The sequence below is a fragment of the Kosakonia pseudosacchari genome (genome assembly GCF_015167415.1).
Classification (GTDB): domain Bacteria; phylum Pseudomonadota; class Gammaproteobacteria; order Enterobacterales; family Enterobacteriaceae; genus Kosakonia; species Kosakonia pseudosacchari.
On record NZ_CP063425.1, the window covers coordinates 4,546,027 to 4,567,924 of the forward strand.

The 21,898-nt window shown below is 54.9% G+C and carries 22 protein-coding genes and 1 pseudogene; 4 read left to right on the top strand and 19 right to left on the bottom strand.

What is annotated here, in order from left to right; translation table 11 throughout:
* Positions 1 to 178: 178 nt before the first annotated feature.
* Entirely contained in the window at positions 179 to 1,285 is a 1,107-nt protein-coding gene (asd, locus tag IP581_RS21645) for an aspartate-semialdehyde dehydrogenase (RefSeq protein WP_193821327.1), read from the bottom strand.
* Between the two features lie 172 nt (positions 1,286 to 1,457).
* Here asd and IP581_RS21650 point away from each other — a divergent pair, with 172 nt between their 5' ends.
* Positions 1,458 to 2,051 (top strand): YhgN family NAAT transporter, encoded by a 594-nt coding sequence (locus IP581_RS21650; RefSeq protein ID WP_017459552.1) that lies wholly within the window; start codon positions 1,458 to 1,460, stop codon positions 2,049 to 2,051.
* Between the two features lie 36 nt (positions 2,052 to 2,087).
* Here IP581_RS21650 and gntU read toward each other — a convergent pair whose 3' ends face one another.
* The 5 genes from gntU to IP581_RS21675 all read right to left on the bottom strand — a co-directional run bounded on the left by gntU (position 2,088) and on the right by IP581_RS21675 (position 7,050).
* Positions 2,088 to 3,428, bottom strand: coding sequence for a gluconate transporter (gene gntU, locus IP581_RS21655; protein WP_097399915.1), 1,341 nt, complete (start codon positions 3,426 to 3,428; stop codon positions 2,088 to 2,090).
* On the bottom strand, positions 3,425 to 3,958 hold the full coding sequence (gene gntK, locus IP581_RS21660) for a gluconokinase (protein ID WP_097399914.1): 534 nt from the start codon (positions 3,956 to 3,958) through the stop codon (positions 3,425 to 3,427). The genes gntU and gntK overlap by 4 nt, the downstream gene beginning before the upstream one ends.
* A gap of 136 nt (positions 3,959 to 4,094) precedes the next feature.
* A complete protein-coding gene (gene gntR / locus IP581_RS21665; protein WP_097399913.1) occupies positions 4,095 to 5,090 on the bottom strand; it encodes a gluconate operon transcriptional repressor GntR in 996 nt (331 codons plus the stop codon).
* A 103-nt stretch (positions 5,091 to 5,193) separates the two neighbouring features.
* Entirely contained in the window at positions 5,194 to 5,889 is a 696-nt protein-coding gene (locus tag IP581_RS21670) for a pirin family protein (protein WP_097399912.1), read from the bottom strand.
* Between the two features lie 123 nt (positions 5,890 to 6,012).
* Complete coding sequence (locus IP581_RS21675; protein WP_193821328.1) at positions 6,013 to 7,050, bottom strand: oxidoreductase; 1,038 nt, start codon at positions 7,048 to 7,050, stop codon at positions 6,013 to 6,015.
* Between the two features lie 321 nt (positions 7,051 to 7,371).
* Here IP581_RS21675 and yhhY point away from each other — a divergent pair, with 321 nt between their 5' ends.
* Positions 7,372 to 7,863, top strand: coding sequence for an N-acetyltransferase (gene yhhY / locus IP581_RS21680; RefSeq protein WP_193821329.1), 492 nt, complete (start codon positions 7,372 to 7,374; stop codon positions 7,861 to 7,863).
* A 33-nt stretch (positions 7,864 to 7,896) separates the two neighbouring features.
* Here the strand turns inward: yhhY and ggt are convergent, their stop codons facing one another.
* Entirely contained in the window at positions 7,897 to 9,654 is a 1,758-nt protein-coding gene (gene ggt, locus IP581_RS21685; protein WP_407659162.1) for a gamma-glutamyltransferase, read from the bottom strand.
* A gap of 123 nt (positions 9,655 to 9,777) precedes the next feature.
* Here ggt and IP581_RS21690 point away from each other — a divergent pair, with 123 nt between their 5' ends.
* Positions 9,778 to 10,191, top strand: coding sequence for a DUF2756 family protein (locus IP581_RS21690; RefSeq protein ID WP_193821331.1), 414 nt, complete (start codon positions 9,778 to 9,780; stop codon positions 10,189 to 10,191).
* Here IP581_RS21690 and ugpQ read toward each other — a convergent pair.
* From ugpQ to livK, 12 genes and pseudogenes are all read right to left on the bottom strand, one after another.
* Positions 10,188 to 10,928 (bottom strand): glycerophosphodiester phosphodiesterase, encoded by a 741-nt coding sequence (gene ugpQ, locus IP581_RS21695; protein WP_097399908.1) that lies wholly within the window; start codon positions 10,926 to 10,928, stop codon positions 10,188 to 10,190. The two genes, IP581_RS21690 and ugpQ, sit on opposite strands and share 4 nt — an antisense overlap.
* Positions 10,925 to 11,998 carry a sn-glycerol-3-phosphate import ATP-binding protein UgpC gene (locus tag IP581_RS21700; RefSeq protein WP_193821332.1) on the bottom strand — a complete coding sequence of 358 codons (1,074 nt, stop codon included), beginning with the start codon at positions 11,996 to 11,998 and terminating at the stop codon, positions 10,925 to 10,927. Before IP581_RS21700 ends, ugpQ begins: the two co-directional genes overlap by 4 nt.
* A 269-nt stretch (positions 11,999 to 12,267) precedes the next feature.
* Positions 12,268 to 13,113, bottom strand: coding sequence for a sn-glycerol-3-phosphate ABC transporter permease UgpE (gene ugpE, locus IP581_RS21705; protein WP_020455583.1), 846 nt, complete (start codon positions 13,111 to 13,113; stop codon positions 12,268 to 12,270).
* Positions 13,110 to 13,997, bottom strand: a complete 888-nt coding sequence (ugpA, locus tag IP581_RS21710) for a sn-glycerol-3-phosphate ABC transporter permease UgpA (RefSeq protein WP_193821333.1) — start codon at positions 13,995 to 13,997, stop codon at positions 13,110 to 13,112. The genes ugpE and ugpA overlap by 4 nt, the downstream gene beginning before the upstream one ends.
* Positions 13,998 to 14,097: 100 nt before the next feature.
* Positions 14,098 to 15,414, bottom strand: coding sequence for a sn-glycerol-3-phosphate ABC transporter substrate-binding protein UgpB (gene ugpB, locus IP581_RS21715; RefSeq protein ID WP_086872768.1), 1,317 nt, complete (start codon positions 15,412 to 15,414; stop codon positions 14,098 to 14,100).
* A 308-nt stretch (positions 15,415 to 15,722) separates the two neighbouring features.
* Positions 15,723 to 15,821: a Hok/Gef family protein gene (locus IP581_RS21720; RefSeq protein ID WP_231943034.1), complete on the bottom strand. Its 99-nt coding sequence runs from the start codon at positions 15,819 to 15,821 to the stop codon at positions 15,723 to 15,725.
* A pseudogene (locus tag IP581_RS24010) lies at positions 15,790 to 15,858 on the bottom strand (DUF5431 family protein); the annotation flags it as partial. The pseudogene IP581_RS24010 and the gene IP581_RS21720, both read right to left, overlap by 32 nt.
* A 288-nt stretch (positions 15,859 to 16,146) precedes the next feature.
* Positions 16,147 to 16,860 (bottom strand): high-affinity branched-chain amino acid ABC transporter ATP-binding protein LivF, encoded by a 714-nt coding sequence (gene livF / locus IP581_RS21725; protein WP_017459567.1) that lies wholly within the window; start codon positions 16,858 to 16,860, stop codon positions 16,147 to 16,149.
* Between the two features lies 1 nt (position 16,861).
* A complete protein-coding gene (gene livG / locus IP581_RS21730) occupies positions 16,862 to 17,629 on the bottom strand; it encodes a high-affinity branched-chain amino acid ABC transporter ATP-binding protein LivG (protein ID WP_017459568.1) in 768 nt (255 codons plus the stop codon).
* The gene (locus tag IP581_RS21735) at positions 17,626 to 18,903 is read right to left on the bottom strand and encodes a high-affinity branched-chain amino acid ABC transporter permease LivM (RefSeq protein ID WP_193821334.1); all 1,278 of its coding nucleotides are present in this window, start codon (positions 18,901 to 18,903) and stop codon (positions 17,626 to 17,628) included. Before IP581_RS21735 ends, livG begins: the two co-directional genes overlap by 4 nt.
* The gene (livH, locus tag IP581_RS21740; RefSeq protein WP_097399906.1) at positions 18,900 to 19,826 is read right to left on the bottom strand and encodes a high-affinity branched-chain amino acid ABC transporter permease LivH; all 927 of its coding nucleotides are present in this window, start codon (positions 19,824 to 19,826) and stop codon (positions 18,900 to 18,902) included. Before livH ends, IP581_RS21735 begins: the two co-directional genes overlap by 4 nt.
* Positions 19,827 to 19,880: 54 nt before the next feature.
* Positions 19,881 to 20,990: a high-affinity branched-chain amino acid ABC transporter substrate-binding protein LivK gene (gene livK / locus IP581_RS21745; RefSeq protein ID WP_193821335.1), complete on the bottom strand. Its 1,110-nt coding sequence runs from the start codon at positions 20,988 to 20,990 to the stop codon at positions 19,881 to 19,883.
* Positions 20,991 to 21,477: 487 nt separating this feature from the next.
* Here livK and panM point away from each other — a divergent pair, with 487 nt between their 5' ends.
* Complete coding sequence (gene panM / locus IP581_RS21750; protein WP_097399981.1) at positions 21,478 to 21,861, top strand: aspartate 1-decarboxylase autocleavage activator PanM; 384 nt, start codon at positions 21,478 to 21,480, stop codon at positions 21,859 to 21,861.
* Positions 21,862 to 21,898: the final 37 nt, after the last annotated feature.

Below are 21,898 nucleotides of genomic sequence, written 5' to 3' on the forward strand. Positions count from 1 at the left end.
AGCACCAAATGTGCATCCTCTCTGCCCCGTCCCATCTTCAGGCAAGATGTTCCGACACCTTGTCTAAAGCATAGCCAACACTTTTCAACACTTGAGAAAATAAACACATCTGTGCTTCTTTCTGGCAAAAAAGCACAAAAAAAGGGCGCCGTAGCGCCCCTTGTGGTGGTGAACTCTGTTACGCCAGCTGGCGCAGCATGCGACGCAGCGGTTCGGCCGCGCCCCATAACAGCTGGTCACCAACGGTAAAGGCAGAGAGGAACTCCGGCCCCATGTTCAGTTTACGCAGACGACCAACCGGCGTGGTCAACGTGCCTGTCACCGCCGCCGGAGTCAGTTCGCGCATGCTGATCTCACGATCGTTTGGCACCACTTTCGCCCACGGGTTATGCGCCGCCAGCAGCTCTTCGACGGTCGGAATCGACACATCTTTTTTCAGCTTGATGGTGAACGCCTGGCTGTGGCAGCGCAGCGCGCCGATGCGCACGCAAAGGCCATCGACCGGAATGATATTCGCGGTGTTGAGAATTTTGTTGGTTTCCGCCTGGCCTTTCCACTCTTCGCGGCTCTGGCCATTATCCAGTTGTTTGTCGATCCACGGGATCAGGCTACCCGCCAGCGGTACACCAAAGTTATCGATCGGCAGCTCGCCGCTGCGGGTCAGCGCGGTCACTTTGCGTTCGATATCCAGGATCGCCGACGCCGGATCGGCAAGCTCGGCGGCAACATGGCTGTGCAACTGGCCCATTTGCGTCAGCAGTTCACGCATATGCCGCGCACCACCGCCGGATGCGGCCTGATAAGTGGCAACCGACACCCACTCCACCAGATCGTTGGCGAACAGCCCACCGAGCGACATCAGCATCAGGCTGACGGTGCAGTTACCGCCGACAAAGGTTTTTACGCCGTTGTTCAGGCCTTCGTTGATTACCGCCTGGTTAACCGGGTCGAGAATAATGATGGCGTCATCTTTCATGCGTAAAGAGGAAGCCGCGTCGATCCAGTAACCCTGCCAGCCGCTTTCACGAAGCTTTGGATAGATTTCGTTGGTATAATCGCCGCCCTGGCAGGTGACAATGATGTCGAGTGCCTTCAGCGCTTCCAGATTGAACGCGTCCTGAAGCGTGCCTGCTGTACTTCCGCCAAACGCGGGTGCAGCCTGCCCAAACTGGGAAGTGGAAAAGAAGACAGGGCGAATGGCGTCGAAATCGCGCTCTTCAATCATGCGCTGCATGAGAACGGAGCCGACCATTCCGCGCCAACCGATAAAACCAACATTTTTCATAGCGAAGTTCCTGCGAAGGTGTGTGCTGTGTATACGAACCAGTATCCCACTGGGAATAGCCACATTACAAAATGCAGCCAAAGTCGCAAGTGAAATTAATCAATGATCGCGAACGCATAAGAAATGCAGCTAATTACTGCCATTTTGCCGCCTGCGTCAGGGATAAGAGTGAATGACTGATATCATCTCCGCCACCGTGTTGTTGATCCTGATTATGGATCCTTTGGGCAACCTGCCCATCTTTATGTCGGTACTGAAACATACCGAGCCGAAACGCCGACGGGCGATCATGATCCGCGAGCTGCTCATTGCGCTGCTGGTGATGTTTATCTTCCTCTTCGCCGGGGAGAAAATCCTCGCCCTGCTGAATTTACGCGCAGAGACGGTTTCCATCTCTGGCGGCATCATTCTGTTCCTGATTGCCATTAAGATGATTTTCCCTAGCGAATCCGGCAGCAGCTCTGGCCTGCCCGCTGGCGAAGAGCCATTTATTGTTCCGCTGGCAATCCCGCTGGTGGCAGGCCCAACGCTGCTGGCAACGTTAATGCTGCTTTCCCATCAGTATCCGAATCAAATGAGTCATCTGGTGATTGCGTTGCTGATTGCCTGGGGCGGCACCGTGGCTATCTTGTTGCAATCGTCGCTGTTTTTGCGCCTGCTCGGCGAGAAAGGGGTTAACGCGCTGGAAAGGCTGATGGGGCTGATTCTGGTGATGCTCGCTACCCAGATGTTCCTGGATGGGATTCGGGTGTGGATGAAGGGGTAAAACAAACCCTCTCCCGGCGGGAGAGGGTGTGCAAAGTTAGCTCAACAGTGAAAACGCGATCATCCCGATAATCGCACCGGTGGTGCCAAGGATGGTTTCCATCATGGTCCAGGTTTTCAGCGTTTGCGCTTCGGTTGCGCCGGTAAAGCGGCCATACAGCCAGAAACCAGCGTCGTTGACGTGGCTTACCACAATCGAACCGCCCGCGATGCAGATAGAGAGTGCTGCCATCTGCGCGCCGTTGAAGTGCAGTTGTTCAATGACCGGCATGACCAGGCCAACCGCCGTCAGGCAGGCAACGGTAGCGGAACCCTGAATAATGCGCACCGCGGCGGCAAGCACAAAACAGGTGATCGCGATAGGCAAGCCCATGCCGGTCAGCGCTTCGCCCAGAGCCGGGCCAACGCCGGAATCCACCAGCACTTGCTTGAACACACCGCCCGCACCGATCACCAGCAGGATAATGCCCGCCGGTTGCAGCGCGTGGCCGCAAATTTCCATGACGCGATCTTTCGGCATCCCCTGGCGCATTGCCAGACCATAAATCGCCACCAGACAGGCAACCAGAATCGCGGTGAACGGGTGGCCGATAAACTCCAGCCAGTCGTACAAATTGGTGCCTTCGGTGACGAAACGCGCGGCAATGGTTTTCATCCCCACCAGTACCAGCGGGAGCAAAATCAGCGACAGGCTAAAACCAAACGATGGCATTTTGCCTTCGCCCAGATGCGGCTCGCTAACATCATCAGGAATGTGAAGCTCTACATGGCGGCTGATAAAGTTGCCCCATAGCGGACCGGCAATCAACATGCCCGGAATCGCCGCGCACAGGCCAATCAGGATCATCCAGCCGAAATCGGCATGCATCTGCGATGCCAGCAGCATCGGCGCAGGCCCTGGCAGCAGGAACGCCGCGGCTGCCGCAACGCCTGCGAACAGGGGAATGACCAGTTTCACCAGGTTGGTGCCGGTATGGCGCGCCATGGAGAACGCGACGCTAATCAGCAGCACAATCGCCACTTCAAAGAACAGCGGCAGCGCACAAATCAGCCCCGCCAGACCAATGGCGTAATGCGCACGGTTGTGGCCGAAAGAGTGGAGCATTTTGACGGCGATTTGATCCACCGCGCCGGTTTCGTGAAGAATTTTGCCGAACATCGCGCCGAGCGCGACCACAATCGCCAGAAAGCCGAGCGTACCGCCCATGCCTTTTTCCATGGTCTGCGCGATCTTAATCAACGGCATCCCGGAAAAAAGCCCTGCACCAATCGACACCACCATTAAAGCAACGAAAGCATGCATACGCGCTTTCATGACTAAAAACAGCAGCAGTAAAACGGAACCTACTGCTGTTAAAACAAGCGTTAATGTACTCACTTAGCACTGCCTTCATTGATAACTGCAATTGTGCTGGCGACAACGTCTTCCAGCGGCTGGTCAATATCGACAACCAGAACATCCGGCTCATCCGCGCCTGGTTCTTGCAGCGCTTCAAACTGAGTGACCAGCATCTGCGTTTTAAAGAAGTGCCCTTTGCGCGCTTTCAGACGGCTTTCAATGACGTCGAAATCGCCTTTCAGATAGATAAAAGAGAGGTTTGGGTTGCCGTCGCGCAGCTGATCGCGGTAGTGCTTTTTCAGCGCCGAACAGACAATTAGCGACACTTTGTTGGTGCGCTGCATGGCGAAAGCGGCGTCGTTGAGCGCCTGCAGCCACGGTTTGCGGTCATCGTCGTTCAGCGGTTCACCGGACGCCATTTTGGTGATGTTGCTGCGCGGATGGAGGAAATCGCCATCGAGAAACGCGGCATGTAACTGATGCGCCACTTCGCTGGCAACAGCAGATTTACCACTGCCTGAAACGCCCATCAGAACGTAGACGTGGTTGTCAAAGTTAGTCGTGCTCAAGGGTAGCCCCCACTGGTGCAAGAGTGAATTGTTACGGGTAACTGTTATCGGTAACATTGTCCTGCTGGGGTAACGGAGAAGCAATATCCATTCGTGCCAGAGATAAATAAGTGTGAGCTAGTTCAAATTTGTCAGACTAAATAGATCCGCCCGGTGACAAAGTGAAACCTAAATCTAACATTTTCGGCGTAACTGACTCACCACGAATGCGCGCCAGTAAGCGTTCAGCACCAAGACGCCCCATGCGTTCACGCGGCGTGAGCACGCTTGCCAGACGCGGCTCCATTACCTGGCCAATGTCGTGACCGTGGAACCCGGCGATTGCCATATCCTGCGGAATTTTCAATCCCAGACGCTGGCACTCAAACGCCGCGCCAACGGCAAGGTCATCGTTAGTACAAAAAATTCCGTCAAGCTGAGGGTACTCGCGGCGCGCCTGGCGCATCAGTTCGATACCGGCGGTGTAAGAGGAAGATTGCTCCACCATCACGCTGTACGGCGTTAAACCTGCATCCAGCATCGCCTGCTCGTAACCCTTCTGTTTGATGATAGTACGTTCATCCAGGCGTGCGCCGAGATAAGCCACCCGACGGTGACCGCGCTCGATAATCGCGGCGGTTATCTGCCGCGCCGCTTCGAAGTTATCAAAACCGACGGCGATATCGAGGCACGGCGAGCGGCTGTCCATCAGTTCGACAACGGGGATACCGGCCACTTCAATCATTTTCAGCGTGCGCGGCGTGTGGGTGCGTTCAGTGAGGATCAGGCCATCAATGTTCCAGGAAAGCATCGATTCCAGACGCTCTTCTTCCATCTCGGCTTTGTAGCCATAGTGCGCCAGCATGGTTTGATAACCGTGCGCATCGGTAACGCTTTCGATACCGCGTAAGACTTCGGCGAACACCTGGTTGGTCAGAGAAGGGAGAAGCACGCCAATCGCCCGGCTGGTGGCGTTGGAGAGAATATCGGGAGCCCTATTCGGAATGTAACCCAGTTCATCAAGTGCAGCGGCGATTTTACCCCGTAACGCGACGGAAACCTGCTCCGGGTTACGTAAAAATCGGCTAACGGTCATTTTAGTCACGCCAACGCGATCGGCCACATCCTGAAGTACGGGTCTTTTCTTTTTCATCGTCCTGACATTTTTTCTGAGTAAGAGATTTCCTCAGTTTATCACGGACAACACGCAACCTTCCGGCCAAAACCAGGAGGTTGCGTCATTTATTTAATCAACATCATACCGGCGGCAGATCGAACAGCAGAATTTCGCTGTCGCTATCCGCATGAATCGAGATAGCCTGCTCGTCCCAAATCGCCAGACCATCACTGGTGGTGGCTTTTGTCCCGTTGATGGTGACGTCGCCTTTTACTACCTGGATCCACACGCGGCGTTCGGCGGCGATCTGGTGGACAGACTGCTCATCTTTCAACAGCGCCCAACGGTAAAGCTCCATATCCTGATGCACTTTCAGCGAGCCATCGCGCGCATCCGGCGACAGCACCAGTTGTTTGCCCTGCAACGCATCAAAACGGCGCTGTTCGTAGCGCGGCGTAATGCCGGTGGTTTCTGGAATGATCCAGATTTGATACAGGCGCAGACGGTCGGTTTTGCTCGGGTTGTATTCCGAGTGACGCACCCCAGTACCGGCGCTCATAATCTGGAACTCGCCCGCAGGAACCTGCTCTTTGTTGCCCATACTGTCCTGGTGTTCCACCGCACCTTCCAGCACATACGTCAGGATTTCCATGTCTTTGTGCGGGTGAGTACCAAAGCCCTGGCCGGCATCGATAACGTCATCGTTAATCACACGCAGTGCCGAGAAGCCCATAAAATTTGGGTCGTAATAGTTGGCAAACGAGAAGGTGTGCCAGGAATCCAGCCAACCATGATTTGCATGGCCACGGTCATTTGCTTTGCGTAAGAAGATCATCTTTTTTACCCCCGTATGTTTTCGATGGAGTAAGTGTGGACGCAATTGACCAACGATCATAGAGGGTGAAAATTGACTCCTCTGTTCAAAAAAAGTGAACAAGTTATGAGGAGCCTTTTTCGGTTATTTCGCGAGGGTTATCGTGGCAGGAGAAGCCTGTTCAAAGGCGCGTTCCAGCAGCTCAAGGTTGGTGAGAACTTCAGATTCCTTGACGTAATTTGGCGCACCGGTTGTTAGCGTGTCGTACAACGCATCATAGACGCGTCCGTAGTCGCCAGTTTCCGGGGCTATCTCTTCCCGCACCGTTTCACCCGCCGCATTCACATATTCCAGAACGCCCTTGCTGTCATCGGCGGCAAAACCGGGTTCGCCCGGCATGATATTGGCTTTCAGGCTGGTTTCCTGCTGGTCGATACCGTATTTGATAAACGACCCTTTGGTGCCGTGGACGATAAATTTCGGGTAATCAATCTTCACCAGATGGCTGGTTTTGACGATGGCTTTTAAATCGCCGTAAAACAGCTGCGCTTCGAAAGTATCATCCGGGTTGGCTTTGTTGCGCAGGCTACGGATGTCATACGCGGCGTGATCCGGGCGGCCAAACAGCGAAATGATTTGATCCATCGTATGTACGCCGAGGCCGTAAAATGAGCCGTCCTGCGGCAAACCAGGCTTGGTTTCCGCAACCGGGCGGTAGTAATCAAAATGGCTTTCGATTTCCACGATGTTGCCGAGTTTGCCGCTTTCAATCGCCTTTTTGGTAGTGAGGAAGCAGGAGTCAAAACGGCGATTCTGATACGGCGTTACCGTCAGGCCCTTACTTTTCGCCAGCTCAAACAGCGTGACCGCTTCCGCCATTGTTGGGGTGAACGGTTTTTCCACCAGCACATTTTTACCCGCTTCCAGCGCACGCTTCGCGTAGTCGAAATGGCTGTCGGCGTGAGTACAAACGATCACCAGTTTGACCTGCGGATCATTAAAGATGTCATCAATATCGCTGGTGAAGTGAATATGTTGATACTGCGGATGCTGCTCTTCTGGCTTCGGGTGGCGGCGAAAAATGTGCGCCACATGCCAGCTATCTTTGCGGTGCAGAACATAAGGGAGGTGATAACGGGTGGTGCTTTTACCAAAGCCGATAAATGCGCAATGTAAAGTCATAATCTCGTCCTTATCAAGGTGACTCTCACAACCATAGCGCATCTGCAAAGGTGCTGTCCCTGCCCCTTTTCTCAAAAGACTTTTGAAAACTGGCGGTAAATTGCGGGCAAAAAAAAGCCAGCACGCGGCTGGCTAAGAAATACTGGAAGCAATGTGAGCAATGTCGTGCTTTCAGGATTACCGCAACGGTTTCCCTGAATGCATGGCAATAATAATCATTATCATTCGCACCTGTCTACTTTTTTTTGCAAAAAATGGCAGTTGACGCTTCGCCAGAAAGCCAGGAAGGTGGTCATCTACCCAACAACAAGGAGAAGCAGGATGAGTGAGATAGTGATACGCCATGCCGAAGCGCGCGATGCAGAATCGTTACGTCAGTTTTATGCGCTACCCGAGGTGTATCATAACCTGCTACAGCTACCTCATCCCCCTGCCGAACTGTGGGAAGATCGCCTGAAACCGCAACCCGGTCGCCGCCAGTTGGTCGCGTGCATTGACGATCAAATCGTGGGCAATCTGACGCTGATGGTGGAACAAAACCCGCGCCGCAGCCATGTGGCGATATTCGGCATGGCGGTTTCATCGGCGTTCCATAACCGTGGCGTTGCCAGCGCGTTGATGCGTGAGATGATTAACCTGTGCGATAACTGGCTGCGTATTGAACGCATTGAGCTAACGGTATTTGTCGATAACGCTCCGGCGCTGGCGGTGTATCGCAAGTTTGGTTTTGAAATCGAAGGTACCGCTAAGCGCTATGCGCTGCGTAACGGCGAATTTGTTGATTCGTACTTTATGGCACGCATGAAAGGCTAAAAAAATCCTCTCCCCAACGGGGAGAGGATCTGTTCAGTATCCGGCGGTTAAATCATCCACCGAACGCGGATCCGACGCGCCATACAGCGTACCGTCCGGTGCCACCATAATGCTCTGCGTACTGCCCATCGCTTCTTTCACCGCTACTTTTTGCCCTTTCTGTTCAAGCAGTTTTAGCGTGTCCGGGCTAAAGCCTTTCTCGACGCGCAGTTCATCCGGCAACCATTGATGATGAAAACGCGGCGCGTTGGTAGCTTCGGCGACATTCATCCCAAAATCGATGCTATTTACCACCATTTGCAGCACTGTTGTGATAATTCGGCTCCCGCCGGGGCTGCCGGTTACCAGCCAGGTTTTGCCATCTTTCAGCACAATGGTTGGCGACATTGAAGAGAGCGGACGTTTGCCCGGCCCAATCGCATTCGCATCGCCGCCCACCAGCCCGTAGACATTCGGCACGCCCGGCTTGGCAGAGAAATCATCCATTTCGTTATTCAGCAGAATGCCGGTATTGCCAGCGACAATCCCGGTACCAAACACCGTATTCAGCGTATAGGTGACGGCGACTGCGTTACCGTCTTTATCCACTACCGAGAAGTGCGTGGTTTGGTTACTTTCGTACGGTTCCAGCTTACCGGGGCGGATCTGGCTGGAGGGGCGCGCTTTGTTGACATCAATCTGCGCGGCAACTGATTTGGCGTACTCTTTGTTGGTTAACGCCTGCCACGGTACTTTGACAAAGTCCGGGTCGCCCAGATATTCCGAACGGTCGGCATAGGCATATTTCTCCGCCTCAGCCATCACCTGCATCGCATCCGCGCTGCCGAAACCATATTTCGCCAGATCGAAGTTTTCCAGGATATTGAGGATTTCCACGATATGAATCCCACCTGAAGAGGGCGGTGGCATGGAGTAAATCTCGTAACCGCGATAGCTGCCGCTTATCGGCGTGCGCTCCACGGCTTTGTAATTGGCTAAATCCTCTTTGGTGATAAGCCCGCCGTTTTTGCTCATCTGCAGAGCAATTTGCTCAGCAATCGCGCCTTTGTAGAAGGCGTCCGGGCCTTTTTCCGCGATCATCTCCAGGCTTTTGGCGAGATTGCTTTGCACCAGTTTGTCGCCTTTTTTCAGCGGCTCGCCATCTTTCCAGAAAATGGCTTTGCTGGTGTCGTGGTTGGGCAACACTTCGCTGCCATAGGTTTTTAAATCACCGGCCAGCGCATCATTCACCACAAAGCCCTGCTTCGCCAGCTTGATGGCTGGCTGCACCACTTTGTTCAGCGGCAGCGTACCGTATTTTTCCAGCGCCAGTGAGAAACCAGCAACAGTGCCGGGCGTGCCGGATGCCAGATGTGACGTCAGGGATTTTTTACTGTCCGGGTTGCCCTGCTCATCCAGAAACATATCGCGTGTCGCGCCAGCGGGGGCCATTTCACGAAAATCAATCGCCGTGACGTTCCCTTCTTTGTTACGGATCAGCATGAAGCCGCCACCACCGAGATTACCGGCCTGCGGGTGCGTGACTGCCAGCGCATAACCAACCGCCACCGCGGCATCCACCGCGTTACCGCCCTGCTTGAGAATATCAACACCGACGCGCGTGGCGGTTTCATCCACCGAAGCAACCATACCCTGTTTCGCCACCACCGGATGGAAGACATCGGCTTCAACCCCGTAAGATACCGGAGGCGGCGCGGTTGCCTGCCCTTCTGGCGGCGCCGCCGCAACGCCAAAACATCCTCCCGCCGTCAGCGCGGCAATCGCCAGCCAACGCGCAAACTTCTGTTTCATCATCGTCGTTCTCCCAGGTAAGGGCTACAGTCCCCGCTTAAGCCTGGTTCACAACTCTTAAAAATGCATTGTCACGAATGAAAGCGAGTAAACTGACAGAAAACCTCAATGGAGGACAGGACGATGAAACGAGTACTGATTCTGGCGGCCCTGCTGCCCTTTAGTGCCTTCGCACAGCCGTTAAACACCACCAACGATCCCCACCAGCCTGGATACGTGATCCCAAGCCAGCAGCGGATGCAGACGCAGATGCTTAACCAGCAGCAACAGCATCAAGGGATGCTGAAACAGCAGATGCAGACGCAAACCCAGCTGCAACAGCAACAGTTGCAGACGCAGATGAATAACAACACCCAACGGGTAAGGCAGGCGCAGCCGGGGGAGCTCAATCCCGGCCGCCAGCAAGTGCTACCCAACAACGGCGCCGGGATGCTCAGCGGGGGAACAACTAGCAGCGGCGTGACGCAGCAACATATGCTGCCACAGACGCAAAACGGCGACATGCTGCAAAGCACATCGCCGTCGACAACACCTTAGTACTGGAAGTGCGGCCCGATAGCATCGATTTTATCGGTGCAGATGCAGTCAACACCCCAGCGTAGCAGTTCTGCCGCCCGCGCCGGCTGGTTGACCGTATAGACCAGGATGCGCAAGCCCGCATCGCGCAGCATACGCACGCGAGCTTCATCCAGCAGTTTATGGTTCAGATGGATCGATACGCAGCCCAGCCGTTCGGTGAGCGTCTGCCAGTCATCGCGCCACTCATCGAGCAGCAGGCCGCGCGGCAGTTCCGGCGCGGCTTGTTGCGCCGCTTCCAGCGCATCAATTTCAAACGATGAAAGCAGCGGCAGTGTCATCCCGGCCCACAGCTCGCGCGCAGCCAGCGCCACCACTTTCCCGGTCAGCGGCCCGGTGCCGGTGGTCGGTTTAATCTCGATATTCGCCATCATGCCGTGCTGGCGGCAGCGCTCCGCCACTTCAGAAAGCAGCGGCAGCGGTTCGCCTTTGAATTCACCGCTAAACCAGCCACCCGCATCCACTTTAAGCAGATCGTTCCACGCCAGTTCACCCGCGACGCCCCAGCCGTTGCTGGTGCGCTCGAGATTGTCGTCATGCAGCAGGAAAATCTGCCCATCTTTCGACAGCTTGGCATCGAACTCAATCATCTTGTGCCCGTAACGCGCGCCAACATCAATGGCGGCCAGTGTGTTTTCCGGCGCCAGCTTACCGCCGCCGCGATGGGCGACAATGTGGGGATATGGCCAGTTGCTCATACTCGTTGTCCTGTTTCACCATCAAATAAGTGCAGGTGATTTTCCGGCAGATGGAGCCACAGCGTGCTGCCTGCCGTCGGGCGATCCTGATGCGATAAACGCACCACCAGTTTCTGCTCGCCCCAGCGACCATGCGCTAAGTTATCCGCGCCGAGGATCTCCAGCGTGTCCATCACCAGCGGTACACCGCCTGCGGCCTGTGAGCTTAGCGCAATATGTTCCGGGCGGATACCCAGCGTCATCTTGCGGCCTGCATACCCGCGATAGTACCCGTTGATCGGCAACTCCATGCCGCTCTCCAGCTCAAAGTGCGTACCGGCGCTGCTGATACGACCATCAAGCAGGTTCATCGCCGGGCTGCCGATAAAGCTCGCCACAAAGCGACTGGCTGGTTTTTCATACACTTCAACCGGCGTACCGATCTGCTCCGCCACGCCTTTATTCATCACCAGCACGCGCTGCGCCAGCGTCATCGCTTCCACCTGATCGTGGGTAACGTACAGCGACGTGGTGTTCAGGCGACGATGCAGCTGTTGCAATTCAAGGCGCATTTGTACGCGCAGCTTGGCATCGAGGTTGGAAAGGGGTTCGTCAAACAGAAACACGGCTGGATCACGGACAATCGCACGGCCCATCGCCACACGCTGGCGCTGACCGCCGGAAAGTTCGCGCGGGCGACGCTTCAACAGGCCATCCAGTTCGAGAATTCGCGCCGCTTCCGCCACGCGCCCGGCGATATGCTCTTTGCCCATGCCGCGAATTTTCAACCCCCACGCCATGTTCTCTTCCACGCTCATGTGCGGGTAGAGCGCATAGTTCTGGAACACCATCGCGATCCCGCGATCTTTGGGCTCCATTTCGGTGACGCGCTGGGTATCAATCCAGATATCCCCGCTGGACACGCGCTCCAGGCCTGCGACCATACGCAGCAGCGTTGATTTACCACAGCCCGACGGGCCAACCATCACAATAAACTCGCCATCGGCGACATCCAGCGTCAGCGGCTGGATCACCTGGCTTTTGCCGCTGTCCCAACTCTTGGTGACCGCTTGTAATTTTAATCCTGCCATATAAGGTTGCATCTCTTGATTGTTCGTGAACGTCGCTGGCGGCCATTTTTGCCCAAGGCAAGGCGCGAGCGGCGAAGTTTGGTGGGCCCAAATAAAACGCGAGTAACGAAGCTTTGGGCGAAAATGGCCCCAGCCCTTCGGGACGCGTGCCGAAACCGCGTACTCTGCGTTGTCGGATTTGGACATAGGCCCACTATGTCCATCATCCTCCGCCTTGATTACGCGGTTTCGGCTCAGCGTCGACGTCACGCACAATCAAGGGATACAACCTACTTCTCACTGTCGACCAGGCCACGCACAAAGGCGCGCTGCATGGCTAAAACGATAACGACCGGTGGGATCAACGTCAGCAACATAGCTGCCATAACCTGGTTCCATTGCGTGGTGCTTTCACCGCTGGCAATCATGCTTTTTACCCCCGCCACGGCGGTGCCAAGATTGACGTCGCTGATAATTAGCAGCGGCCATAAATACTGGTTCCAGCCGTAGATAAAGGTGATGACGAACAGCGCCGCGAGGTTGGTTTTTGACAGCGGCAACACGATGTCGCGGAAAAAACGCATTGGCGATGCGCCATCAATGCGCGCAGCTTCCATCAACTCGTCCGGCAGGGTCATAAAGAACTGGCGGAACAAAAACGTTGCTGTTGCAGAGGCCATCAGCGGTAGCGTCAAACCGGTATAGCTGTCGAGCATTTTCAGGTTCGCTATCACTTCCACCGTTGGGAAAATACGCACTTCAACCGGCAGCATCAGCGTGCAGAAAATCATCCAGAAGAAGAGGTTACGCAGCGGAAAGCGGAACCAGACAATGGCGAAGGCCGAGAGCATCGACACGGCGATTTTGCCGACGGTGATGACGAACGCCATGATGAAGCTGTTGGTCAGCATCAACCAGAACGGTGCGCTATTCGCGCCAATACCGTTGACCCAGATGTTGCGCAGGTTTTCCCACAAATGGGTGCCGGGGATCAGCGTCATTGGCGTGTCGTAAACGGCGTTGATATCCAGCGTCGCCGTCACAAAAGCGACATACAGTGGAAACAGCACCACCGCAATCCCGAGAATAAGCATGATATGGCTGAATAATGTCAGCCCGGGGCGATTCTCAATCATTGGTAGCGCACCTTACTTTCAACATAGCGGAACTGAACCACCGTCAGCACTATCACCAACACCATCAGCACCACCGACTGCGCCGCAGACGCGGAGAGATCCAGCCCGGCGAAACCTTCGCGGTAAATTTTATAAATCAGTGTGGTCGTCGCCTGAACCGGCCCGCCTGCTGTCGCGGCGTCGATCACCGGGAAGGTGTCGAAGAAGGCGTATACCAGGTTAACCACCAGCAGGAAGAAACTCACCGGCGCAATCAGCGGCAGCGACAATTTGAAAAAGCGGCGGATCGGCCCGGCACCGTCAATGGCGGCGGCTTCGACCAGCGAGCGCGGAATCGACTGCAAAGCGGCAAAGAAAAACAGGAAGTTGTAGCTGATCTGCTTCCATACCGAAGCAAAAACCACGAGGAACATTGCCTGGCCGCTGTTCTGCGCGTGGTTCCAGTCATAGCCAAACTGCGCCAGGAAATGGGTAAGCAAGCCACGACCGGGGTTAAAGAGAAAAATCCACAGCACAGCGGCAACCGCAGGCGCAACGGCGTAGGGCAACAGCATCAGCGTTTGATAAATACGGCTGCCACGCACCACGTTATCCACCAGCGCGGCGAAAAACAGAGAAACCAGCAAGCCACTGAATGTCACCCAGGCGCTAAAACGCATGGTGGTCCAGAAGGAGTCCAGGTAATAGCTGTCGTGAAACAGCGCGACAAAATTATCCAGCCCGACAAACTGGCTGGAGAGGCCGAACGGATCGACACTTTGTACCGAATACCACAGCGCTTCAGCCGCAGGCCAGATAAAGAAAATAAGGGTGATCGCCAGCTGCGGCGCAACCAATAAGTAAGGGAGCCAGCGCGAACGAAACACCGGACGGGATGAGGACATAAGCAACTCTATTCAGATAGGCCGGATAGCAATGGCCTACCGTTGAGTAGGCCGTATTTTGTCTGCCGGATCAGCACTGCTCCACCGGCAAAGCGCGACATCAAGACTTGGTTGACTGCTCGAAGCGGCGCAGCAGCTGGTTACCACGCTCAACGGCGGAATCCAGCGCCTGTTGCGGGGTTTTCTTGCCGGTCCATACGCTTTCCAGCTCTTCATCCACCACGGTACGAATCTGCGGCATGTTACCCAGACGCAGACCTTTGGTGAACGCCAACGGCGGCTTGTTCAGCATCTGACGCGTAGCGATATCTGCGCCCGGGTTCTTGTCATAAAAACCCTCTTTACGCGTCAGATCGTACGCTGCGGTCGTGATCGGCAGGTAGCCGGTTTTCTGGTGCCATTCCGCTGCGTTTTCCGGTTTCGCCAGGAAATCGAGGAACTGGGCAACGCCTTTGTATGTGGCATTGTCTTTACCCTGCATCACCCACAGGCTCGCACCGCCGATAATGGCGTTCTGCGGCGCACCTTTCACGGTGGCGTCATACGGCATCATCCCCACGCCATAATTGAATTTGGCGTAATGGCGAATATCTGCCAGCGAGCCAGAAGAGGCGGTGGTAATGGCGCAATCGCCGTTATAGAACTTCTCAGTGGACTCATCTTTACGGCCGAAGTAGCTGAAGTCGCCTTTTTTGTTCAGCTCTTCCAGCATGGCGATGTGTTTCACCTGCTCCGGCTTGTTGAACTCCAGCACCGCGTCAGTACCGTCAAAGCCGTTGTTTTTGGTAGCGACCGGCAGGCCATGCCAGGCGCTGAAGTTTTCAATCTGGATCCAGCCCTGCCAGCCGCTGGCGTAACCACATTTCATCCCGGCCGCTTTCAGCTTAGCGGTGTACTCGGCCAGGTCCTGCCAGGTTTTCGGCGGCTGATCCGGGTTCAGGCCCGCTTTTTTAAAGGCATCTTTGTTGTAATACAGCACGGGTGTTGAGCTGTTAAACGGCTGAGAGAGCAAATGACCCGTTTTAGAATCGGTGTAGTAACCCGCAACGGTCGGCACAAACTGGCTTTCATCAAAGTTGATACCCGCGTCTTTAAACACCTGGTAGACCGGTTTGATCGCTTTAGACGCCATCATGGTGGCCGTACCCACTTCATAAACCTGTAGAATTGCCGGCGCGTTACCGGTACGGAAGGCCGCGATACCCGCGCTCAGGCTCTGCTCGTAGTTGCCTTTATAGATCGGTACGATTTTGTAATCCGGGTGGGTGTCATTGAAACGTTGCGCCAGGGAGTCAACTTCTTTACCTAACTCCCCTTCCATTGAATGCCAGAACGGAATGGTGGTTACCGCCATGGCGTTGCCTGCAAAGACTAACCCCATCGCCAGACCCAAAGCTGTATGTCGTAACGTTGTCATTGTGCTCTCTCTTGTTATGCGGGATGCGCGATTTCACGCGTTTTTATGCTCGCGAGGTAACATGACATGCTCGAATTGCAGAAAAATAACCGTTTAATTACAAATAGATGACAACCTGGCGTCAGGAAAATGTCGCCAGGATGATGGTACGGTGAAGGAAAAATGGCGGTTAATGGGGCGGCCGTCGCGCTTTAGAAAGGAAAAAGGGCTTCCCTGTTAAACAGAGAAGCCCTTTGTAAAGGCGCTTAGAGGTATGCACATTACCGTTTCCCCTGAAAAGGCAGGGATTTCTCCCTGCCTCCAGGTTGCTACTTACCGGATTCGTAAGCCATGAAAGCCGCGACCTCGCGGAACCCATCTTTGTAACGAATTTCGCACAGCGATTTCCGTGTCAGATAAGTGAATATCAGCAGTGTGAAACACACGATAAACACGCACCAGATAAGGGTTCCTTGCGGTAGCTTCATAACCTGCGGCTCCTTGCCTTTCGGCGGGTAAGAGGCTACTCTACATGTGTCGAGCATATAGACAGGCCTCGTTGGTTAATTGAAAAATGACCTTCGGGGCTTTCTTCTTTCTGCCGCACAACTTTTTACCGTCATGAGGCAAAAAGCCTCAAGCGCCACCCGCATCATATCCCATCAAGCCGTCTGGTCGCATTGCAGGAAAACGTTTTTAAGACAAAAAAACCGGTCCTTGCGAGACCGGTTTAAATGCTATTACATCAACAAGTTACCCGCCCAGGTAAGCGCTGCGCACCGCTTCGTTCGCCAGTAACGCGTCGCCGGTATCTTCCAGCACGACATGGCCGTTTTCCAGCACATACCCACGATCGGCGAGCTTCAGCGCCTGGTTGGCGTTCTGCTCCACCAGGAAGATGGTCATCCCTTCTTTTCGCAGTTGCTCAATGGTGTCGAAAATTTGCTGAATAATGATCGGCGCAAGACCCAGCGAGGGTTCATCGAGCAGTAACAAACGCGGCTGGCTCATCAGCGCACGACCAATCGCCAGCATCTGCTGTTCGCCGCCGGACATGGTGCCAGCACGCTGGATGCGGCGCTCATGCAGGCGTGGAAACAGTTCATACACCCTTTGAATGCGCGTCTGATACTGCTCACGATCGGCGAAAAAACCACCCATCGCCAGGTTCTCTTCCACGGTCATCCGCGAAAAGACGCGGCGACCTTCCGGCACAATTGCCACGGCTTCACGCATGATCTTCGCGGTCTGCCAGTCGGTAATGTCTTTGCCATCAAACACAATACGCCCGCTGCTGGCGCGCGGGTCGCCGCACAACGTGCCGAGCAGCGTGGTTTTCCCCGCGCCATTGGCACCAATTAGCGTCACGATCTCGCCCTGGTTAATATGCAGGCTGACATCATGCAGCGCCTGGATTTTGCCGTAGTGAGCGCTAACTTTGTCAAAAGATAACATCGCGTTTTCCATCTTATGCCTCACCAAGGTATGCGCGGATCACGTCCGGGTTGTTACGAATCTCTTCCGGCGTCCCGTTCGCCAGCGGCGTGCCCTGGTTCACCACATAAATCCGGTCGGAAATGCCCATCACCAGCTTCATATCATGCTCAATCAGCAGGATGGTGGTGTTGTGATGATTACGCAGCTCGACAATCAGCTCGTCCAGCTCTTTGGTTTCTTTCGGGTTCAGACCGGCGGCCGGCTCATCAAGCATCAGGATTTCCGGCTGCGTCACCATGCAGCGCACAATCTCCAGACGGCGCTGATCGCCATAAGCGAGATTGCTGGCCTGCCGGTTAGCGTGCGCTAACAAACCAATACGATCCAGCCAGGTTGCGGCGCGGTCCAGCGCTTCACTCTGCGCGCGGCGAAACGCCGGCGTTTTGAGCAAGCCGGAGAACACCCCGGTTTTGAGTTGCTGATGTTGCCCTACCAGCAGGTTTTCAATCACCGTCATTTCGCGAAACAGACGCACATGCTGGAACGTCCGCACCACGCCCATGCGGGCGATTTGCTGTCCTGGCAGCCCTTCCAGGTGCTGGTCACGCAGCATAATGGTGCCACCCGTCGGTTTATAGAAACCGGTCAGGCAGTTAAACACGGTGGTTTTACCCGCGCCGTTCGGGCCGATCAGCGAAACGATCTCCTGCGGACGCAGTTCCAACGACACGTTGTTGACAGCCAGCAGACCGCCAAAGCGCATCATCAGGCCGTTTACTGATAACAGTGGCTGACTCATGCCTGCTCTCCTTTCGCTTGCCCGTTTTTCAATTTCAACTGCGGACGGGTCATCGGCAGCAAGCCTTGCGGACGCCAGATCATCATCAGTACCATCAAACCACCCAGCATCAACATGCTGTATTCATTAAAGTCACGCATCAACTCGCGGGAAACCACCAGCAGGATAGCCGCGAGGATCACCGCAAACTGCGACCCCATACCGCCCAGCACCACAATCGCCAGCACAAACGCTGATTCGGCGAAAGTGAACGATTCCGGGCTGACAAAGCCCTGGCGCGCAGCAAACAGCGTACCGGCAAAACCGGCGAACGCGGCGCTGATGGTAAACGCCGTCAGCTTAATGCGTGTCGGGTTCAGGCCGAGCGAGCGGCAGGCGATTTCATCTTCACGCAACGCTTCCCACGCACGCCCCAGCGGCATACGCAGCAGGCGGTTAATGACAAACAGCGTCAGCACCACCAGCAGCAGCGCCACCAGATAGAGGAACACCACGCGGTCGCTGGGATCGTATTCAACATGGAAGAAATTGCTGAACGTATCCCAGCCACCTTCACGAGCGGTACGGCTGAACTCCAGACCGAACAGGGTCGGTTTGGGGATCTGGCTGATGCCGTTCGGGCCACCGGTTATTTCGGTGTTGTTCAACAGCAAGATACGGACGATTTCGCCGAAGCCCAGCGTCACAATCGCCAGGTAATCACCGCGCAGACGCAGCACCGGGAAGCCCAACAGGAAACCGGCGGCAGCGGAAACCAGCCCCGCCAGCGGCAGGCACGTCCAGAAACCCAGGCCGTAATAGTGGTTGAGCAGCGCAAAGGTGTACGCGCCGATGGCGTAGAAACCGCCGTAACCCAGCACCAGCAAACCGGAAAGCCCGACCACCACGTTCAGACCGAGGCCGAGGATGATATAGATCATCGTCATGGTGGCGATATCCACCGTACCGCGCGAAACAACAAACGGCCACGCCACCGCAATCACCAGCAGCGCCAACAGGAACAACTTCTGTTTGAGCGTAGAACCATCAATTGCTGGCAGCACGAATTTCGGCCCGGAAACGCCCTTCAGGCTTTTCTGGAATACAGGTCGCAGCAACTGGAAGAAAAACACCACTGCGGTGCCGATAAAGATCCACTGCCAGCGAATATCAGCCGCGGTATCGACCACCAGCCTGGTGCCGTTCAGCTCCAGTTGAACGCCCATAAAGACGCTCGCCAGCACGAAAAACATCGCCGCGGAGAGCAGCGCCAGCGCAAAATGCATCGGTTTCATACTTTTTCAACCTCCGGGCGGCCGAGGATACCGGTCGGCATCACCAGCAACACCACTATCAACAGCGCGAACGACACCACATCTTTGTATTCGGTGCTCAGATACGCCGAAGAGAGGGATTCGGCGACGCCCAGAATCAGGCCGCCGATCATCGCGCCTGGAATGCTACCGATACCGCCCAGCACTGCGGCAGTAAACGCTTTCATCCCGGCCATAAAACCGATATACGGGTTGATAACGCCATAGAACTGACCAAGCAGTACGCCCGCTACCGCCGCCATCGCCGCGCCGATCACAAAGGTCAGCGCGATAACACGGTCAGTGTTGATACCCAACAGGCTGGCCATTTTCAGGTCTTCCGCACAGGCGCGACAAGCGCGCCCCATGCGGGAATAGCGGATAAACAGCGTCAGCGCCAGCATGGCAACGAAGGTCACAATCCAGATAACCAGCTGCATCGTCGTGATGCTTGCCGAAAAGTGTTCACTGCTGCCGACAACCCACTGGCCGTTAAACAGGCTTGGTAGCGCCACATCGCGCGAACCTTCTGTCAGGCTGACGTAGTTTTGCAGGAAGATAGACATGCCGATGGCGGAAATCAGCGCAATCAAGCGTTTGGAGTTACGCACCGGGCGATACGCCACTCGCTCAATACTCCAGCCGTAAGCGCTGGCAATGATAATGGCACCGACGAAACCGGCTGCGACCAGCAGCCAGCTGGAGTCGATACCCATCATCATCAGCGCGGCGATGATCATAAAGGAGACATAACTGCCGATCATGTAGACCTCGCCGTGGGCGAAGTTGATCATGCCGATAATGCCGTAAACCATGGTGTAACCAATGGCGATCAATGCATAGGTGCTTCCCAGCGTGACGCCGTTAAACATCTGCTGCAAGAAATAAAGAAACTGCTCGGACATAACGTAACCTTCTAAAATCTCTCCGAACATTGCGCCCGGAGAGAGGGATGACAGTTATTTCGCCACGGACGACGAACCATCGGCGTGCCATTGGAAGACACCGAATTCAAATCCTTTCAGATCGCCTTTTTCATCCCAGTTCAGCGGCCCAATCACGGTTTTAGCCCCGTTGGCTTTTAAATCTTTAATCAGCGCCAGCGGCTCACTGCTGCCGGTGCGCTCCAGCGCAGTGGCCAGCGATTGCACGGCGGCGTAGGTGATCCACACATACGGCCCGCTCGGATCTTTCTTCTGGGCTTTCAGCGCATCGACAATGCTCTGGTTCGCCGGATCCTGGTCATAACGCTTCGGCATCGTCACCAGCATGCCTTCTGCCGCAGACCCCGCGATATTCGACAGCGAGGCATTGCCCACGCCTTCCGGCCCCATAAACTGGGTTTTCAGACCGCTGGCGCGCGCCTGGCGCAGGATTTGCCCCATCTCCGGGTAATAACCACCGTAGTAGACAAAGTCGATATTTTCTTTTTGCAGACGCGCCACCAGCGCAGAAAAATCCTTCTCGCCAGCGGTAATACCGTCAAAGAACACTACATTCGCGCCGCCTGCTTTCAGCCCTTCCTGCACGGAGCGTGCAAGGCCTTCGCCGTACTGCTGCTTATCGTGAATGATGGCAATACGCTGCGGTTTCACGGTGTTCAGGATGTACTTCGCGGCGGTTGGTCCCTGCGAGGAGTCCAGCCCGGCGGTACGCATAATGTGTTGATAGCCGCGCTGAGTCAGCTCCGGGTTGGTCGCGCCGGGCGTGATCATCAGGATACCTTCATCTTCGTAGATGTCCGATGCGGGCTGCGTTGATGATGAGCAAAGATGGCCAATTACATATTTCACACCGTCGTTGACAATTTTGTTCGCCACGGCAACGGCTTGTTTTGGGTCACAGGCGTCGTCATATTCCACGGCGACCAGGTTGTCGCCCTTGATCCCGCCCTTAGCGTTGATATCGTGGATAGCCTGGCGCGCGCCGTTGAACTCCATATCGCCCCACTGGGCAACCGGACCGGACATCGCACCGACAACCGCTACCTTAATATCCTTCGCCATGGCCGCGTGAGACATCGCAAGTGCAACCATCCCCGCGATTAATGTCTTCGCGTTCCTTTTCATTGTTGTAAATCCCCATTCGTGATGTCGTGTTTACACTTCCTGCTTCAGGCAGCCGGAACGTTGGCTTACTGTTGCCTGAATTATTCGTGTAATAATTTTGTTTTATTATGGTTAAAAAGCATTCTGTACTTTTAATGCACAACGCTATTTTTACCAGTGCCTTTAATGGTTTAGCGCAGTTTTTTAGCAAAAACCAGACTAAATCCTCTATTTTTCAGGCGATTAAGCAGAGATAATATTCTGTATTTCTTCCGAGATAAACAAAAAAAGCCCCGACATCAGCATAAAATAACGGCATATAAAGCGGAATAAAACGCTACCAATTAGGTTAAAATCCTGCCTGTTTTTCGATCTCCAATGTTTAACACTACGCCAACCACTGCGGCAAAATTATTCACCTGTCGGATGAAAAATAAAAAACGATCGAACCCTGCCATGCGAAATTGATTACACTCACACTATGTTTTGCGTTTTGGACAAGCTGTACATGAAATTGACTATCGTCCGACTGGTGACCTTCACCGAACAGGATCATATTGATTTAGCGAAAGTCTGGCCGGAATACTCCTCTGCATCTCTTGAAGTGGATGACACTCACCGTATCTACGCCGCGCGTTTTAATGACCGTCTGTTGGCTGCCGTTCGCGTGACGCTACTTGGCGTCGAAGGGGCGCTGGATTCCCTGCGCGTGCGCGATATCACCCGCCGTCGCGGCGTGGGACAATATCTGGTGGAAGAAGTGATGCGCGATAACCCGTCGATCACCAGCTGGTGGATAGCCGATATCGGCGTCGAAGACCGGGGCGTAATGGCGGCTTTCACCCAGCGACTGGGATTTACCGCGCAGGAAAACGGCTGGGAAAAACGATAAAGCCCGCGCTGCGGATTTGCCAGCTGGCGTTACGCTT